16 protein-coding genes are annotated in these 17,740 nt (G+C 60.2%); 5 read left to right on the top strand and 11 right to left on the bottom strand.

Going from position 1 to position 17,740, the window contains the following annotated elements; all coding sequences use genetic code 11:
• Nucleotides 1-16: 16 nt before the first annotated feature.
• Nucleotides 17-373, top strand: coding sequence for a dihydroneopterin aldolase (gene folB, locus AC1Q9F_RS25200; RefSeq protein ID WP_064380331.1), 357 nt, complete (start codon nt 17-19; stop codon nt 371-373).
• Complete coding sequence (gene folK / locus AC1Q9F_RS25205) at nt 364-882, top strand: 2-amino-4-hydroxy-6-hydroxymethyldihydropteridine diphosphokinase (RefSeq protein ID WP_007959899.1); 519 nt, start codon at nt 364-366, stop codon at nt 880-882. The genes folB and folK overlap by 10 nt, the downstream gene beginning before the upstream one ends.
• A gap of 39 nt (nt 883-921) precedes the next feature.
• On the opposite strand, the gene AC1Q9F_RS25210 is transcribed toward folK, so the two are convergent.
• The 11 genes from AC1Q9F_RS25210 to AC1Q9F_RS25260 all read right to left on the bottom strand — a co-directional run bounded on the left by AC1Q9F_RS25210 (nt 922) and on the right by AC1Q9F_RS25260 (nt 15,117).
• Nucleotides 922-2,151 carry a multifunctional CCA addition/repair protein gene (locus AC1Q9F_RS25210; RefSeq protein WP_492621174.1) on the bottom strand — a complete coding sequence of 410 codons (1,230 nt, stop codon included), beginning with the start codon at nt 2,149-2,151 and terminating at the stop codon, nt 922-924.
• 63 nt (nt 2,152-2,214) lie between these two features.
• Complete coding sequence (locus AC1Q9F_RS25215; RefSeq protein WP_007959904.1) at nt 2,215-3,786, bottom strand: SpoVR family protein; 1,572 nt, start codon at nt 3,784-3,786, stop codon at nt 2,215-2,217.
• Complete coding sequence (locus AC1Q9F_RS25220) at nt 3,783-5,054, bottom strand: YeaH/YhbH family protein (RefSeq protein WP_007959907.1); 1,272 nt, start codon at nt 5,052-5,054, stop codon at nt 3,783-3,785. The genes AC1Q9F_RS25215 and AC1Q9F_RS25220 overlap by 4 nt, the downstream gene beginning before the upstream one ends.
• Before the next feature lie 205 nt (nt 5,055-5,259).
• A complete protein-coding gene (locus AC1Q9F_RS25225) occupies nt 5,260-7,182 on the bottom strand; it encodes a PrkA family serine protein kinase (RefSeq protein ID WP_007959909.1) in 1,923 nt (640 codons plus the stop codon).
• Between the two features lie 297 nt (nt 7,183-7,479).
• Complete coding sequence (glpE, locus tag AC1Q9F_RS25230) at nt 7,480-7,809, bottom strand: thiosulfate sulfurtransferase GlpE (protein WP_007959911.1); 330 nt, start codon at nt 7,807-7,809, stop codon at nt 7,480-7,482.
• 33 nt (nt 7,810-7,842) lie between these two features.
• On the bottom strand, nt 7,843-8,724 hold the full coding sequence (locus AC1Q9F_RS25235; protein ID WP_492621175.1) for a symmetrical bis(5'-nucleosyl)-tetraphosphatase: 882 nt from the start codon (nt 8,722-8,724) through the stop codon (nt 7,843-7,845).
• The gene (apaG, locus tag AC1Q9F_RS25240; RefSeq protein WP_064380341.1) at nt 8,724-9,104 is read right to left on the bottom strand and encodes a Co2+/Mg2+ efflux protein ApaG; all 381 of its coding nucleotides are present in this window, start codon (nt 9,102-9,104) and stop codon (nt 8,724-8,726) included. The genes AC1Q9F_RS25235 and apaG overlap by 1 nt, the downstream gene beginning before the upstream one ends.
• Before the next feature lie 116 nt (nt 9,105-9,220).
• Nucleotides 9,221-10,039: a 16S rRNA (adenine(1518)-N(6)/adenine(1519)-N(6))-dimethyltransferase RsmA gene (gene rsmA, locus AC1Q9F_RS25245; protein WP_492621176.1), complete on the bottom strand. Its 819-nt coding sequence runs from the start codon at nt 10,037-10,039 to the stop codon at nt 9,221-9,223.
• Nucleotides 10,036-11,025, bottom strand: coding sequence for a 4-hydroxythreonine-4-phosphate dehydrogenase PdxA (pdxA, locus tag AC1Q9F_RS25250; RefSeq protein ID WP_492621177.1), 990 nt, complete (start codon nt 11,023-11,025; stop codon nt 10,036-10,038). The genes rsmA and pdxA overlap by 4 nt, the downstream gene beginning before the upstream one ends.
• Nucleotides 11,022-12,338 (bottom strand): peptidylprolyl isomerase SurA, encoded by a 1,317-nt coding sequence (surA, locus tag AC1Q9F_RS25255; protein ID WP_492621178.1) that lies wholly within the window; start codon nt 12,336-12,338, stop codon nt 11,022-11,024. Before surA ends, pdxA begins: the two co-directional genes overlap by 4 nt.
• A complete protein-coding gene (locus tag AC1Q9F_RS25260; protein ID WP_207984123.1) occupies nt 12,319-15,117 on the bottom strand; it encodes an LPS-assembly protein LptD in 2,799 nt (932 codons plus the stop codon). Before AC1Q9F_RS25260 ends, surA begins: the two co-directional genes overlap by 20 nt.
• Before the next feature lie 130 nt (nt 15,118-15,247).
• On the opposite strand from AC1Q9F_RS25260, the gene AC1Q9F_RS25265 reads away from it, so the two are divergent.
• The 3 genes from AC1Q9F_RS25265 to AC1Q9F_RS25275 are packed head-to-tail and all read left to right on the top strand — an operon-like array spanning nt 15,248 to nt 17,704.
• Complete coding sequence (locus AC1Q9F_RS25265) at nt 15,248-16,267, top strand: aminoglycoside phosphotransferase family protein (RefSeq protein ID WP_492621179.1); 1,020 nt, start codon at nt 15,248-15,250, stop codon at nt 16,265-16,267.
• The gene (gene murU, locus AC1Q9F_RS25270) at nt 16,264-16,935 is read left to right on the top strand and encodes an N-acetylmuramate alpha-1-phosphate uridylyltransferase MurU (RefSeq protein ID WP_492621180.1); all 672 of its coding nucleotides are present in this window, start codon (nt 16,264-16,266) and stop codon (nt 16,933-16,935) included. Before AC1Q9F_RS25265 ends, murU begins: the two co-directional genes overlap by 4 nt.
• Before the next feature lies 1 nt (nt 16,936).
• Nucleotides 16,937-17,704, top strand: a complete 768-nt coding sequence (locus tag AC1Q9F_RS25275) for a TerB family tellurite resistance protein (RefSeq protein WP_207984121.1) — start codon at nt 16,937-16,939, stop codon at nt 17,702-17,704.
• The last annotated feature ends 36 nt before the right edge of the window (nt 17,705-17,740 follow it).

Consider the following 17,740-nt stretch of genomic DNA (forward strand, 5'->3'; position numbering starts at 1 on the left):
CAGCGGAGAAAAGTGCTTGGACAGAGTGTTTATCGAGGGCCTGGAAGTCGACACCGTGATCGGTGCCTACGACTGGGAGCGCGGCATCCGACAGTGCCTGCGTCTTGATTTGAGCTTCGCCTGGGATAATCGCCCGGCCGCCGCCGGTGACGACCTGACCCTGGCGCTCGATTACGCCAGTGTGTCCACACGGATCCAGGCCTTTGCCGAGCAATCCCGGTATCAACTGGTCGAGACCTTCGCGGAGCGTCTGGTTGAAGTGCTGATGAGTGAATTCAAGATCACCTGGGTGCGCCTGAAGCTGACCAAGCCAGGTGCCGTACCGGCCGCCAAGGGTGGTGTGGGTGTGGAGATCGAGCGCGGATGCCGCTGACCCAGGTCTATCTCGGGCTCGGTAGCAATATCGAGCGCGAAACCCATTTGCAGGCCGGTCTGGATGCCTTGTCCACGTTTCTGGTGGATATCCGCTGTTCGCCTGTGTTCGAAAGCCAGCCGGTGGGAATCAAGAGCGGGCCGTTCTTCAACTTCGTGGTGTCGGCGTTCACCGATCTGCCGTTGATCGAGCTGGATCGCCGATTGAAGTTCATTGAAGCGGACAACGGTCGTTATGCGCCGGATCGCAAGGGCTTGCCGCTGGATATCGACGTGTTGCTGTACGGCGATCTGGCGGGCAACTTCGACGGGCTGATCCTGCCCCGGGCGGAAATCCTGAAAAATGCTTTTGTGCTGTGGCCGCTGTCGCTGATTGCACCGGATCGGGTGCATCCCGGTGTAGGAAAAAGCTTTGCCACATTGTGGGCCGAAGCGCAGATCGATCAGGTGCTGGCACCGGTCGGATTTGAGTGGCGCGGTACTCAACTCACGCCTTCAGATCTGTCTTGAATAGTTTGATCCGCCCTCGCGAGGGCGGATCAGGTGTTTTCAGGACGCCGCCGATTCCTTGTAAACCTTCAACGCCTTGAGCCGTTCGCGCTTGAGTGCCTCGCCCAGTTCCGGGCCTTTGAATCCCTTCTCCAGCAATGGCTGCACCGCCACGCCACGTGCCACATTGGCCGCACCGCGCAGGTAATCCGCCTGTGGGTAACTGCGCTGCTCAAGCCCTTTGCGGCCTCGGGCATCCATCTCGCACGCGACGATGAATTCTTCGAAACGCTGTGGCCGACGGTAAACGTCAAAGCTTTGCAGCAACTCCAGCAAGGTCGAAGCCTTCAGCTCCAGAGCGCGATGCCCGTGGGTGTGATATTGGCCGACCAGCAAGGCCAGTTCCTGACAGTCCTTCGGTGCCTTGAAGCGCTCGTTGACCGCTTTGATCAACTTCAGGCCTTTGTGCTCATGGGCGATGTGCCGTGGCCATTCCTCTTGCGGGGTCAGGCCTTTGCCGAGGTCGTGCAGCAGGCAGGCCCAGCGCACGGTCAGCGGTTGTTTGTGCAGGGCTGACTGTTCAAGCACGCCCAGGGTGTGAATGCCGCTGTCGATTTCCGGGTGGTGGGCTTCCGGTTGCGGCACGCCGAACAAGGCATCGACTTCTGGCATCAGCACCTTCAAGGCGCCGCAATCGCGCAGCACCTGAATGAATACTTGGGGCTGACCTTCCATCAGTGCGCGGGAAATCTCCTTCCAGCTGCGTTCGGCTGTAAGGGCTTCCAGTTCACCCGATTCGCTGAGCTGACGCATCAGCTCCAGGGTCTCGGGCGCTACCTTGAAACCAAGCTCCGCGTAACGGGCGGCAAAGCGCGCAACACGCAGAACCCGGAGCGGATCTTCGGCAAACGCGGGGGAAACGTGGCGCAGAATCCGCTCTTCGAGATCGCGCTGGCCGTGGTAGGGATCGGTCAGATTTTGCTGATCGTCTTCGGCCATGGCGTTGATCGTGAGGTCACGGCGAATCAGGTCTTCTTCAAGCGTGACCTCGGGGCTGGCGTGAAAGGTGAAACCGCCATAACCGCGACCGCTCTTGCGCTCGGTGCGGGCGAGGGCGTATTCCTCGCCGCTTTTCGGGTGAAGAAACACCGGGAAATCCGCGCCGACCGGGCGATATCCCTTGGCGAGCATTTCTTCTGTGGTTGCGCCGACCACCACCCAATCGATATCGGTGACCGGTTTGCCCAGCAGGCGATCACGTACTGCACCGCCGACCTTGTAAATCTGCATAAAAAACCTCCGTTGGCCCGACAGGATAACCCTTGCGTCGGACTTTCGGAGGCCTGAACGGGATCAAAGATGAATGACGGCCAGGTCGAGTCGACCGTAATCCCCCTCGCTGTGTTCGCTGCGAGGTGGAACATGATGGGTCTTCATGATCTGGTCGCCTTGCAGGGTTTCCAGATGAATGTCGAAGCCCCACAACCGGTGCAGGTGTTTGAGAACCTCCTCGGTGGAGTCGCCCAGCGGTTTGCGGTCGTGTTGCTGATGGCGCAGGGTCAGCGAGCGATCGCCGCGACGGTCGATGCTGTAGATCTGCACGTTCGGTTCGCGGTTGCCAAGGTTGTATTGCGCCGCGAGCGTTTCGCGAATGATCCGGTAGCCGCCCTCGTCATGGATCGCGGGCACCAGCAGATCGTCTTTCTGATCATCATCGAGAATGCTGAACAGCTTAAGGTCGCGGATCACCTTGGGTGACAGGTACTGCAGGATGAAACTCTCATCCTTGAAGCTGCTCATGGCGAACTTGATGGTCGACAGCCAGTCGCTGCCGGCGATTTCCGGGAACCAGCGGCGGTCTTCTTCCGTGGGCTCTTCGCACATGCGGCGGATGTCGCGATACATCGCAAAACCCAGCGCATACGGGTTGATGCCGTTGTAATAAGGGCTGTCGAACCCCGGCTGGAACACCACGCTGGTGTGGGACGTCAGGAACTCCATCATGAAGCCGTCCGTCACCAGGCCTTCGTCGTACAGGTCGTTCATCAGCGTGTAGTGCCAGAACGTCGCCCAGCCTTCGTTCATCACCTGGGTCTGGCGCTGTGGATAGAAATACTGGGCGATCTTGCGCACGATCCGCACGATCTCGCGTTGCCAGGGTTCCAGCAGCGGGGCGTGTTTTTCGATGAAATACAGGATGTTTTCCTGTGGTTCAGCCGGGAAGCGCGCGTTGTCCTTGTCGCTGTACTTGTCCGCGCCTTTGGGAATGGTGCGCCACAGGTCGTTGATCTGTTTCTGCAGGTGTTCTTCGCGATCCTTTTGCCGGCGCCGCTCTTCCTCGGCGGAAATCGGGTACGGACGTTTGTAGCGGTCGACACCGTAGTTCATCAGGGCGTGGCAGGAGTCGAGCAGATCCTCCACGGCATCAATCCCGTGGCGCTCTTCGCACTGCATGATGTACTGCTTGGCGAACACCAGGTAATCGATGATCGAACTGGCGTCGGTCCAGGTGCGGAACAGATAGTTGCCCTTGAAGAAGCTGTTGTGGCCGTAGCAGGCATGCGCGACCACCAGTGCCTGCATGCAGATGGTGTTTTCTTCCATCAGGTACGCGATGCACGGGTCCGAGTTGATCACGATCTCGTACGCCAGCCCCATCTGCCCGCGGCTGTAGGATTTTTCGGTGCTGAGGAAGTGTTTGCCGTAGGACCAATGGTGATAGCCCAGCGGCATGCCAACAGAAGCGTAGGCGTCCATCATCTGTTCGGCGGTAATCACTTCGATCTGGTTGGGGTAGGTGTCCAGGGCGTAGCCGGCCGCGATACGGGCGATTTCGCGGTCGTACGTCTGGATCAGCTCGAATGTCCATTCCGAGCCAGTGGAAATGGGTTGGCGCTTCTGCTCTTTGGCGGTCTTGGCGGTCATGTCACTAACCTGCGCTGGAAGAGTTCACGGAAGACCGGATAGATATCCCCGGCCGAGACCAGTTGCTGCTGGGCAAAAGTGTCGGAAAAGGCTTCGGCGATGCGTTCGTACTCGTACCACAAGGCCTGATGTTCGCGCGGGGTGATCTCCACGTAAGTGTAGTACTGCACAAAAGGCATGATCTGGTTGATCAGGATGTCGCGGCAGATCGGCGAGTCGTCGTTCCAGTTGTCGCCGTCGGAAGCCTGGGCGGCGTAGATGTTCCACTCGTTGCTCGGATAGCGCTCGGCCATGATCTCCTGCATCAGTTTCAAGGCGCTGGAAACGATGGTGCCGCCGGTCTCGCGGGAATAGAAAAACTCCTCTTCGTCGACTTCACGGGCGCTGGTGTGGTGACGGATGAACACCACGTCGATCTTGTCGTAGTTCCGCTTGAGGAACAGGTACAACAGGATGAAAAACCGTTTGGCGATGTCCTTGGTCGCCTGGGTCATGGAGCCGGAAACGTCCATCAGGCAGAACATCACGGCTTTCGAGCTGGGGTTCGGCTGCTTGATCAGCAGGTTGTATTTGAGGTCGAAAGTATCGAGGAATGGCACCCGATGGATGCGCGCACTGAGTTTCTCGATTTCCGCCTCGAGATCCTGAATGTCGCCGAAGTTGTCGGGTTCTTCGCGTTTGAGCCGCGCCAGTTCCTCTTTGACTTCGCGCAGTTTGGCGCGGCTGCTGCCCGATAGGGCAATGCGCCGGGCGTGGGCCGAGCGCAGGGTACGGATGATGTTGATCCGCGACGGGTTGCCCTCGTTGCTGATCCCCGCACGCACGGTCTTGAAGGTATCGGTGCCGGTCAGGTTGCGCTTGACCAGGTTGGGCAGTTCGAGGTCCTCGAACATGAATTCGAGGAATTCTTCCTGGGTGATCTGGAAGACGAACTCGTCCATGCCTTCGCCGGAATTGCCGGCCTTGCCCGGCCCACGGCCTCCACCACCTCCCGGCGGACGGGCGATGTGTTCGCCAGCGGTGAATTCCTTGTTGCCGGGATGAACCACGGTCTGCTTGCCGCCGCGACCATGGTGCAGCACCGGTTCGTCGATGTCGCGACCGGGAATGCTGATCTGCTCGCCGTGCTCCATATCGGTGATGGAACGCCGGCTGACCGCCTCTTCGACAGCCTTCTTGATGTGGTCACGGTAGCGCCGCAGGAAGCGCTGACGGTTCACCGTGCTCTTGTTCTTGCCATTGAGACGTCGGTCGATCACATAGCTCATGACTGCTCCTTAGAAGCTGTCCTGCAAAGGGGCGAGCGGTCATGCAGCATTGAACCGAATGCCAAGGGACGTACACGCTCCCCCAAGCGCTTTGGGTGCTGCCTGAACCTCGCTACCGCCTTTCGAACACCTTCCAGAGGCCTGTGTAGCAGAAATTGCGCGCACAGGCCTCGGGCTGACGACAACCGGTCTGACCGGCCGCGGTTTACTGTGATTTTCTGACCCGCAGATACCACTCGGAGAGCAGTCGTACCTGTTTGTCGGTGTAGCCGCGTTCGACCATTCGTGTAACGAAGTCGTTGTGTTTCTGTTGATCCTCTTTGCTGGCCTTGGCGTTGAAGCTGATGACTGGCAGCAGGTCCTCGGTGTTCGAGAACATTTTCTTCTCGATGACCACCCGCAGTTTTTCGTAGCTGAGCCAGGTCGGGTTCTTGCCGTTGTTGTTGGCCCGGGCGCGCAACACGAAGTTGACGATTTCGTTGCGGAAATCCTTCGGATTGCTGATGCCGGCCGGTTTCTCGATTTTTTCCAGCTCCTCGTTGAGGGCGACGCGGTTGAGGATCTCGCCGGTTTCCGGATCGCGGTATTCCTGATCCTGAATCCAGAAGTCCGCATACAGCACGTAGCGGTCGAAGATGTTCTGGCCGTACTCGCTGTAAGACTCGAGGTAGGCGGTCTGGATCTCCTTGCCGATGAATTCGATATAACGCGGTGCCAGGTACTCTTTCAGGTAGCGCAGATAGCGTTCGCGGGTCTCGGCCTGAAACTGTTCCTGTTCGATCTGCTGTTCCAGCACATAGAGCAGGTGTACCGGGTTGGCGGCGATTTCATGCGGATCGAAGTTGAAGACCTTGGACAGGATCTTGAACGCGAACCGGGTCGACAGACCGTTCATGCCTTCGTCGACGCCCGCTGCATCGCGGTATTCCTGGATCGACTTGGCCTTCGGATCGGTGTCCTTGAGGTTTTCGCCGTCATACACCCGCATCTTGGAGTAGATGTTGGAGTTTTCCGGCTCTTTCAGGCGCGACAGCACGGTGAACTGCGCCAGCATCTTCAGGGTGTCGGGCGCGCAATGGGCCTTGGCCAGGGAGCTGTTGAACAGCAGTTTGTCGTAGATCTTCACCTCGTCACTCACACGCAGGCAGTACGGCACCTTGACGATGTAGATCCGGTCGATGAAGGCTTCGTTGTTCTTGTTATTGCGGAAGGTGTGCCACTCCGATTCGTTGGAGTGGGCCAGCAGGATCCCGGTGAACGGAATCGCACCGAGGCCTTCGGTACTGTTGTAGTTGCCTTCCTGGGTGGCGGTCAGCAACGGGTGGAGCACCTTGATCGGTGCCTTGAACATTTCGACGAATTCCATCAGGCCCTGGTTGGCCCGGCACAGCGCACCGGAGTAGCTGTAGGCGTCGGCGTCGTTCTGCGGGAATTCTTCCAGTTTGCGGATATCGACCTTGCCCACCAGCGCGGAGATGTCCTGGTTGTTCTCGTCACCCGGTTCGGTCTTGGCCACGGCGATCTGGTTGAGGATCGACGGGTATAGCTTGACCACCCGGAACTGGCTGATGTCGCCGCCGAATTCGGCCAGGCGCTTGGTGGCCCATGGCGACATGATGGTGTTCAGGTAGCGCCGTGGAATGCCGAAGTCTTCTTCGAGGATCGCGCCATCTTCGGTGGCGTTGAACAGACCCAGAGGCGATTCGAATACCGGAGAGCCCTTGATCGCATAGAAGGGCACTTTTTCGATGAGCTGTTTCAGCTTCTCGGCCAGGGACGACTTGCCGCCGCCCACAGGGCCGAGCAGATAGAGGATCTGTTTCTTCTCTTCCAGGCCCTGAGCGGCATGGCGGAAATACGACACGATCTGGTCGATGCATTCTTCCATCCCGTGGAAGTCTTCAAAGGCCGGATAGCGGCGGATCACCTTGTTGGAAAAGATGCGCGACAGTCTCGAGTTGGTCGAGGTGTCGAGCAGTTCCGGTTCGCCGATGGCCAGCAATAGACGCTCGGCGGCGGAAACGTAGGCACTGCGATCCTTTTTGCACAGTTCCAGGTACTCCTGCAGGGAGAATTCTTCCTGGCGTGTGGACTCGAAGCGTTGTTGGAAGTGGCTAAAGATACTCATGACGTCACCTCGCTCGATACGTGGAGCCGACGCCGGATCACTCAGTCGATGCTGGCAAGCAGCTGCGATGGCAGCTGTTGTTTACCCCCCAGAACACTTCCGCGATCGACAATCGCGAAAGTCACTCCCGATGACCCGTGCGCCGGTGTACCGGCTCTCCCCTGTTTTGGATGGCCTGGGCTTAAGGATAGTTGGGAATTCGGGAGGTAAAGGCGAGATACGTAATTAGTTGTGGCAGACCGTTCGTCTGCCACCGCGCAAGCCCGCGGGAGCCGGGGCCTGCACGTTACAAAAAAATTATTCGGAGGTGCCTTGCGCGGTTTCCGAAGGAAAAGTCGTACGCCACAGTTCGAAGCCGCCGTCCATGCTGTAGACGTCAGAGAAGCCTTGGCTCACGAGGTACGCGGCGGCACCCTGGCTCGAATTGCCGTGGTAGCAGACGACGACGGTGGGTGCATCGAGGTCGGCGCCTTGGATGAAAGCATGGAGGGAATGATTATCCAGATGCTTCGAGCCGCTGATGTGCAGTGCGGCAAATGTTGCCGGGTCACGGACGTCGACGACCACAGCACCTTGCTCGCGCAGGGCCTGGGCCTGTTCCGGGGGGATACGTTTGAATTCGCTCATGGCGGGCTCCTGTGGCTCGGCTGAAAACGCAGTCTAGCGCGGGGCGCTGACGGGAGAAGATTCGGTGATCAGTGGCGCGACGCTGGGCAGGACGGCCCCATGTTCGTCGCATTTGCATGACAGGCGTTCGCCGCTGTCGACATTCATCAGGGTCAGGCTGCCGCCCCAGACGCAACCGGTGTCGAGGGCGCAGATGCCGGGCTCCTGGACGTTGCCTTCCAGCGCCGCCCAGTGACCGAAAATGATCCGCAGGCCACGGGTCTTGCGTTCCTTGTGCTGGAACCAGGGTTTGTAGCCCGGCGGCGCGGTGTCGAGGCCTTCCTTGCTCTTGAGGTCGAGCTTGCCTTCGGCGGTGCAGAAACGCATGCGCGTGAAGTAATTGGTGATGACGCGCAGGCGTGTCACGCCTTTGAGGTCGCTGTCCCATTTCGCCGGTTCGTTGCCGTACATGCCATCGAGGAACATGGGAAGCAGGTTGTCGTCACGCAGCGCGGTTTCGACTTCTTCAGCGTACTTGAGCGCCTTGCGCAGCGACCATTGCGGCGGGATGCCCGCGTGCACCATGGCCACTTCACGCTGTTCGTCGTAGTGCATGAGTTTCTGCTGGCGCAGCCACTCCATCAGTTCGGCGCAGTCCGGCGCTTCAAGGATTTCACGCAGCGTGTCGGACTTCTTCATGCGCTCGATGTTCTTCGCCGCAGCCAGCAGGTGCAGGTCGTGGTTGCCAAGGACGCAGACCAGCGAGTCGCGCATGCCATAAAGGAAGCGCAGGGTTTCCAGCGATTGGGGGCCTCGGTTGACCAGATCACCCACCAGCCACAGGCGATCCAGAGTCGGGTCGAACGCGACCTGCTTGAGCAGGCACTTAAGCGGTTCGAGGCAGCCTTGCAGGTCGCCGACGGCATACGTCGCCATCAGTGCAGGGCTCCGGGAACGGCGAGGCGGAAGGGCTTGATGATCGCATCGAAATGCTTGCCGTCGTCGGCGACCATTTCGTAGGTGCCTTGCATGGTGCCGACCTTGGTGGTCATCACCGTGCCGCTGCTGTAGGTGTGGCTTTTGCCGGCACCGATCAACGGTTGCTGGCCGACCACGCCGGCGCCGCGCACTTCTTCGACATGCCCGTCACCATCGGTGATTACCCAGTGGCGCGACATCAGGCGGGCCGGTTGCTCGCCATTGTTCTGCACGGTGATGGTGTAGGCGAAGGCAAAGCGCTCGTGCTCGGGTTGCGATTGGTCTGCCAGATAGTGGGTAACGACACTGACATCGACCTGGTAGCGAGGATCGGACATGCAAAAGGCCTTAAAAACGAAGCGGGGCGCGGGGCTTAGCTGATTGGGATTCAGTCTAGGCAAGTATCGGGCAGTAGACCAGAGTTGGCGTCCCGCCCGATAGCGATCATTGCCGGTCAGTCGGCTTCAGGTGCTTTCGCCGGCTGTTCGGCGAGCTGGTCGGCCAGGCGCACGAACGCGGCCAGATCGAGTTGCTCCGGTCGCAGGCTGCCATCGACGCCGGCGGCTTCGATTTCGGCGTTGCTCAGCAACTGCTTGAGGGTGTTGCGCAGGGTCTTGCGACGCTGGTTGAAGGCTTCACGCACCACGCGCTCGAGCAGGCGATGATCCTTGGCCGGATGCGGCAGTACTGCGTGCGGTACCAGGCGGACGATCGCCGAGTCGACTTTCGGCGGCGGATTGAATGCGCCCGGGCCGACATTGAACAGGTGTTCGACCCGGCAATGGTACTGAACCATGATCGACAGACGGCCCCAATCGCCGCCACCAGGACCTGCGGCCAGACGCTCGACCACTTCCTTCTGCAGCATGAAGTGCATGTCGCGGATGATGCCGGCGTTGTTCAGCAGGTGGAAAATCAGCGGCGTGGAGATGTTGTACGGCAGGTTGCCGACCACGCGCAGGCTGTTCGGCGCAGCGTTCAGGCTGTTGAAGTCGAACTTCAGCGCATCGCCCTGATGCAGGTTGAAATTGCTCTTGCCGGCAAACTGCTGGTTGAGAATCGGGATCAGGTCCTTGTCCAGCTCCACCACGTCCAGCTGTGCGCCGGAGTTGAGGATGCCGGCGGTCAATGCGCCCTGGCCCGGCCCGATTTCCAGCATACGGTCGCCGGCCTTGGCACTGATGGAGCGCAGGATGCGGTCGATGACGCCGGCATCGTGCAGGAAGTTCTGGCCAAAGCGTTTGCGCGCCTTGTGTTGGTATTGCTCGGTCATAAACGGGTCTCGGCCATCTGGTAGGCGGTTTCCAGGGCGACCTGCAGGCTGCCGGTGTCGATCTTGCCGCTGCCGGCCAGATCCAGGGCGGTGCCATGGTCGACCGACGTGCGGATGATCGGCAGGCCCAGGGTCACGTTGACTGCAGCGCCGAAGCCTTTGTACTTCAGCACGGGCAGGCCCTGGTCGTGGTACATCGCCAGCACTGCGTCGCAGTGCTCCAGATATTTGGGGGTAAACAGAGTGTCGGCAGGCAGCGGGCCACGAAGGTCCATGCCCTCGCCGCGCAGGCGCTCCAATGTGGGTTCGATGATGTCGATTTCTTCATGGCCCAGGTGTCCGCCTTCACCGGCGTGCGGGTTGAGCCCGCAGACCAGGATGCGCGGTTGGGCGATGCCGAATTTTTGTTGCAGGTCGGCGTGCAGAATCCGCGTGACCCGCTCCAGCCGCTCGGGCGTGATCGCATCGGCGATGTCGCGCAAGGGCAGGTGAGTGGTGACCAGCGCCACGCGCAAACCGCGGGTCGCGAGCATCATTACCACCTGGGCGGTGTGGGTCAGGTCGGCGAGAAATTCGGTGTGACCGGAAAACGCGATGCCCGATTCGTTGATCACGCCCTTGTGCACCGGGGCAGTAATCATCCCGGCGAAGTCGCCGTTCAGGCAGCCATTGCCGGCGCGGGTCAGGGTTTCGAGGACGAATGCAGCGTTGGCCTTGTCCAGTTGCCCGGCGACCACGGGGGCGCTGAGCGGGGTGTCCCAGACGTACAGGCTGTTGGCGGGCGCCGGAGCGTCCGGCCAGTTGTCAGGTGCCACTTCCAGCAAGCTGACGGCCAGCCCCAGCTGCGCGGCCCGCTCTTGGAGCAGGTCGCGGCTGGTGATGGCAATCAGGGGGTGTGGCTGGGCTTGCGAGGCGAGCAGCAGGCACAGGTCGGGACCGATGCCGGCCGGTTCGCCGGGTGTCAGCGCGAAACGCTTGGGTTTCACTGCGCTGCCTGGTCTGCACCAGGGAGTTTGATCTCTACGTACGCTTCGTCACGGATCTGACGCAGCCAGGTTTGCAGCTCTTCGTCGTATTTGCGGTTACGCAGTACGGTCATCGCTTGCTGCTCACGGGCCTGTTCGGTGCTGTCGGTGGCGCGGCGGCCAAGGACTTCCAGAACGTGCCAGCCGTACTGGGTCTGGAACGGCTTGGACAGCTGGCCTTGCGGGGCCTTGGCCATCACGGCGCGGAATTCCGGTACCAGTGCGTTCGGGTCGATCCAGTTCAGGTCGCCGCCGTTGAGGGCAGAACCCGGATCTTCCGAATACTTCCTGGCCAGTTCGGCGAAATCTTCACCGGCTTCGATGCGGTTGTAGAGCGACTGAGCCAGTTCCTTGGTCTTGGCTTCGTCGCGAACCGGACTTGGCTTGACCAGAATGTGGCGTACATGCACTTCGTCGCGCATCTGGCTCTCGCCACCACGTTTTTCCAGCAGCTTCAGGATGATGAAGCCACCCGGAGTGCGTGCCGGTTGAGTGATGTCGCCAGCCGTCATGCTGCTCAGTTCGCGGTCGAACGGAGGTGGCAGTTGAGCCGCTTTACGCCAGCCCATATCGCCGCCTTCCAGGGCGTTGTCGCTGGCGGAGTTGGCGACGGCCATCTGACCGAAGTCAGCGCCTTGCTTGAGCTGCTGGTAAATATCCATCGCCTTGCGTGCAGCGCTCTGAATCGCTTCGGAGTTGGCACTTTCCGGGGTCGGAATCAGGATGTTGGCCAGGTGCAACTCTTCGGACAGCTGCATCTTGCCCAGGTCGGAGGCGAGGAAATTCTTCACTTCCTGTTCCGATACCTGGATGCGTTCGGCCACGCGGCGCTGACGTACACGGCTGATGACCATTTCGCGGCGGATCTGCTCACGAGCGTCTTCATACGAAAGACCATCACGGGACAGGGCGACGCGGAACTGATCCGGGGTCATGTTGTTGCGCTGGGCAATGGTGCCGACCGCCTGGTTCAGCTCTTCATCGGTGATGCGGATACCGGAACGTTCGCCGATCTGCAGTTGCAGGTTCTCGACGATCAGGCGCTCAAGCACCTGTTGGTCCAGTACGCCCGGAGGCGGCAAACCGCCGCCACGCTTGGCGATGGTTTGCTGAACTTCGTGGACGCGTTGATCCAGCTGGCTCTGCATGACCACGTCGTTGTCGACGATGGCCACTACTTTATCGATGGACTGCACCGCGGCGTTGGCCGCGGTACCCAGGAACAGCGCGCCCAGCATCAGCGGGCGCAGACAATCAGAAAGCTTGGTCTTCACGTTGACGATAACCTTGGATGCCTTTGTCGAGGAAGCTCTCTACCTTGGCGCCGGTGAGGCCGCCGAGTCCCTTCAGAACAATTTGGAGGAAGACGCCGTGGTCGCCTTTTTCGTTTTGCGGAGCTTCCTGACTGAATTCGTCGTAGGAAACCCAGTAACGGTTGATCAGGCGCAGTTTCCAGCAGCAGTTGTCGTACTCGAAACCACCGAAGGCTTCCAGTGTACGGTTGCGGTTGTAGTCGTACTGCCAGCGGCTGATGGCGCTCCACTGTGGAACGATCGGCCAGATGACCGAGAAGTCATGCTGCTGGATCTTGTAGTAGTCCTTCACGTAGCCAGGTTGGCCCGGTGTGCCGTAGTCACCGCCGCCCACCGACCACTTGCCGGTGTTCTGGTCGTAACGAACCTGGTCATTGCGATAGCGATAGCCGACGTTGACCACCTTGTTCGGGTTGTCTTCAGGCTGGTAGTGGAACATCGCGCTGCCGGAACGCGGGCTGCGGCTGTCCGGATCCCAGTTGTAATCGGCAGTGGTGCGCCAGTCACGGTTCCAGCGGTATTCGTATTCCAGTGCGTATGGCGAGACGCTGGACTTGGCGTCGTCGCGATCGTTGAACGCGATACCCGGAAGTTGAACCTTGCGATCCTTGAAGTACAGCGCCTGGCCGACACTGATGCGTTGACGTTCGAAACCGTCGTCTTCGATCCAGCGACTGGTCACGCCCAGCGACAGCTTGTTCTCGTCGCCGACACGGTCGGAACCGGAGAAGCGGTTGTCACGGAACAGCGACGCGTAGTTGAAGGTGTACTCGCTGGTGTCGAATACCGGAATGTCTTCCTGGTCCACCTCAGGTACGTAGAGGTAGAACAAGCGCGGTTCCAGAGTCTGGCGGTAGTTCTTGCCAAAGAAGGATGTGTTGCGGTCGAAGTACAGGCCACCGTCAATGCTGGCGATAGGTACGCCGCGATTCTGGTTGCTGTCGAACTTGCCGAAGAGTTTCTGGTTCTCCGGCGACAACGCGGCGATATCCGACTTGCCTTTGCTGTCCAGGTCCAGTTGATACTGGGTGTACTGGTACTTCAACGATGGTTTCAGGAAACCATAGGTCCAGTTCATTGGCAGGCTGACGCCTGGCTTCAGATTCAGACGGTCGCCATTGGCGCGAGCGAGGCCGAACACGTTGTTGTCGAGTCGGGTCTCGGTCGTGCCGTCTTCGTTCGTGAAGTCGCCACTTTTCAGATCGCGATCGAACCGAACGATCTCGGTCTCGTAATCGAAATCCAGGCCTTCCGGGTGATATGGCAGCTGACCATTGAAGGTGATCTGCGGCAAGCGGTCATACGGTGTGATGTTCGATACGGTTGCCAGTTGATATGCCTGGGCATTCAAGCGGGCGGTGTAACTGTCGCCACGATAGGTGACCGAGCCCTGCTGGTTCACGTAGTCGGCACTTTTCACGCCGATCTGGTCGGTCTGCAGATCCTGGAAGTAATAAGGATCGCTGATCTTGGTGTAATCCACCTGGGTAAGCACGCGGGAGTCGAGACCACCCTTGTGTTGCCAGTTGTACATGTAGCGAGTCTTGTCGTAGTCGGTCTGGCCCTTGCGCTCGTCGTCCTCGTCGTTGAGGTACGCCGCGCCGAACTGACCTTCGCTCGACTTGGTCAGGTAACGGAACTCGCCTTCCACCAGCATGCCGCGTTTGCTCATGTAACGCGGGTACAACGTGGCGTCATAGTTCGGCGCCAGGTTGAAGTAATACGGGGTTACCAGCATGAAGCCGGTGTCGCTGCCGGTGCCGATGGTCGGCGGCAGGAAGCCCGACTGACGACGGTCGTCGATCGGGAAATAGATGTACGGGGTGTACAGAACCGGAATGTCCTTGACCCGCAGCGTCACGTTGGTCGCGGTACCGAAGCCGGTGGCAGGGTTCAGGGTAATGTTGTTGCCCTTGAGCTGCCAGGCGTTGCTGTTCGGTTCGCACGTGGTGTACGTGCCGTCCTTCAGACGGATGATCGCGTTTTCGGCACGCTTGGCGTACAGCGCGTTACCGCGGATACGCGACTTGTGCATCACGTATTCGGCGTTGTCGACCTTGGCTTCACCGGTGTCCAGCTGCACATCGGCATGGTCGCCGACGATCAGCGCGCCGTTGTCGCGGATACGCACGTTGCCCGCCAGTTCGCCACGGCTTTCGGCCTGATACAGGTTGGCCTCGTCGGCTTCGACCTGCATGCTGCCCTGACGCATGACCACGTCACCGGCCAGACTCGCGACCTGCGAATCCTGCTGATAACGCGACGCCTTGGCGCCGATGAAGGTCGGGGCGTCACTTTTATTCGTCTTGTCATTCATGCCAGGACGAATCGGTTCGATATAGGAACCAGAGCAGTAAGGACCGGTCTCGGCCAATTGGGCGGCGGTGAGCTTCTCGCGCGGAACCCAGTCGAGGTGACTGTAGTCTTCGCTACGGGATTTCAGGCCACGGCCCTTGGACTCGGTAACCAGTACCGGCTTGGGCCCGGACTCCGCGGTGGAGCCGCTCTCGGCCGGGGCTTCGCCAGCGGCACTGACGGCACTGCCGTCATGCACTGGACGCGGCGGCAGGGCAGCGGCCGGCGTTTTCGGCGAGCAGGCCCAGCCTCCCGTTGCCGAGACGGCGCAGTCATACTGCTCGGCGGCAACAACGAATGAACTGGCCAGAGGTTGCATAGCCAGCAGACTGCCGGTTACCAACAACGGAAATTTTTTACGAAACGCGGGGGATTTCAATGCCATCTTATTAGTCCGGGCTTCCTGCGTGCCATCTGCCCGCGGTGTGGGCCGCACGCCTCTCGATGGTCTGAAAAAGATGCTGGATAATAAAGCATGACCCGCTTGACGGCTAGCGCCGTCGGAGACCCTTGCAATGCCTGATCAAGATGTACGCTTGCAACACCTGAAAGTTTGGCTCGATGAACAGTTGGCAACCCTTTTTGCAGATCAGGGCTGGGGAGCCGTACCCCCGGCCACGTTGACCGCGGCCAGCAGCGACGCGAGTTTCCGCCGGTATTTCCGTTGGGAAGGCGCGGGTCGCAGCTTCGTCGTGATGGATGCGCCGCCGCCTCAGGAAAACTGCAAACCGTTCGTGGATATCGCCTTTTTGCTGGCGAAATCCGGCATCAACGTGCCGAAAATTTATGCGGAAGACCTCGAACGCGGGTTTCTTTTGCTCAATGACCTGGGCAACAAGACCTATCTGGACGTGATCGACAGCGAAAATGCCGAACTGTTGTTCAGCGATGCCCTGCAAGCGCTGCTGGCTTTTCAACAGCTGCCGATGGTGGCGCCGCTGCCGAGCTATGACGTCGCGTTGTTGCGCCGCGAGCTGGAGCTGTTCCCCGAGTGGTACGTGAAACGCGAGCTGGGCGTCGAGTTCGATGCAACCCAACAGCAGCAGTGGCAAAAGGTCAGCGAGCTGCTGATCGACAGCGCCCTGGCCCAGCCGAAAGTATTGGTGCACCGCGACTACATGCCGCGCAACCTGATGCTCAGCGAGCCGAATCCCGGCGTGCTGGATTTCCAGGACGCCGTGTACGGCCCGGTGACCTACGACGTGACCTGCCTGTTCAAGGACGCCTTCCTCAGCTGGCCTGAAGAACGTGTGCGCGGCTGGCTGGAAAGCTACTGGCAGCAGGCGTCGGCGCTGAACATCCCGGTGCAGCCGGACTTCGAAGAGTTCCTGCGCGCCAGCGACCTGATGGGCGTGCAGCGCCACCTGAAAGTCATCGGCATCTTCGCCCGCATCTGCCACCGCGATGGCAAACCGCGTTACCTCGCGGATGTGCCGCGTTTCTTCTCTTATATAGAAGCGGTCATCGCGCGCCGTCCCGAGCTGGCGGATCTGCAGGCACTTCTCGCCAGCCTGCGTGGCGGAGTGACGGCATGAAGGCAATGATTCTTGCGGCGGGTAAAGGCGAGCGCATGCGCCCGCTGACCCTGACCACCCCCAAACCGCTGGTGCGAGCTGGCGGCGTGCCGCTGATTGAATATCACCTGCGTGCCCTGGCCGCAGCCGGCTTCAACGAGATCGTGATCAACCATGCCTGGCTCGGACAGCAAATCGAAGATCATCTGGGCGATGGTTCGCAATTCGGCGTGTCGATCCAGTATTCGCCTGAAGGTGAACCACTGGAAACCGGCGGCGGAATTTTCCGCGCCTTGCCGCTGTTGGGCGACGACGCGTTTCTAGTAGTCAACGGTGACATCTGGACCGATTACGACTTCAGCGTGCTGCATCAGCCGATCAACGGCCTGGCACATCTGGTGCTGGCGGATAACCCGGCGCATCACCCGACAGGGGATTTCACCCTGACCGACGGCGAGGTGCGTGATGGCCAGGCCGATGCGGCGACCCTGACCTACAGCGGCATCGCCGTACTGCACCCGCAGTTGTTCGACGGCTGCAGCGACGGTGCCTTCAAACTGGCGCCGCTGTTGCGAAAAGCCATGGCGGACGGGCAGGTGACCGGCGAGCGGCTGAAAGGCCACTGGGTCGATGTCGGTACGCACGAGCGTCTGGCCGAAGCTGAAGCCTTGATAGAAGCGAGTCGCTGATATGTTGTGGCCAGGGACTCTGATTGGAGCCGGAGCGGGTTTTGCTATCGCCAGCATTCCGGGGGCCATGCTTGGTGCTTTGTTGGGACAGGCGCTGGATCGGCGCCTGCATTTGCAGAGCTGGGGGCATTTGCGGGAAAAACTCGGCGGGCGGCCGATGCTGCGCAACGATGAATTGTTGTTCGTGTTGCTCGGGCGTCTGGCCAAGAGCGACGGGCGGGTCACGGACGGTCACATCCAGCAGGCGCGTCAGGAGATGCGTTCGCTGGAAATGAGCGAGCCGGCACAGCGCCGGGCGATTGCCGCGTTCAACCGCGGCAAGTCCGGGAGCGACAATCTGCGTGGTTATCTGCGCCGGTTGAGTGCTCAACCCCACGCGGCCGAAGGCGTGTTGCGCGCCTGCTGGCGAATGGTCTGGGCCGATGGCCGGGCCGGCGTCAGTGAGCGTGAATTGCTGGCGCAGTGGGGCAAGTGGCTGGGCTGGACGACGCACCAGATCCAGGCGCTGGCGGCGGACTACGAGCCGCACAAGCGTCCGATCGTCAGCGCGGCGGTGAGCTATCAGGAGGCGATGCGCCTGCTCGGCGTATCGGCCACCAGTGAACCGGCGCAGATCAAGCGCGCCTATCGACGTCTGCTCAGCCGGCATCACCCGGACAAGGTGGCCGGGACAGGTGCCACGCCGGCGCAGGTGCGCGAGGCCACCGAGAGAACCCGCGAACTGCACAATGCCTACACGTTGATTCGCGAACGGCGGGATTTTCGCTAGGCATAAAAAAATCGCAGCGTCGGGCTGCGATTTTTT

The sequence above is a fragment of the Pseudomonas sp. GW823-FHT04A03 genome (assembly GCF_058796615.1).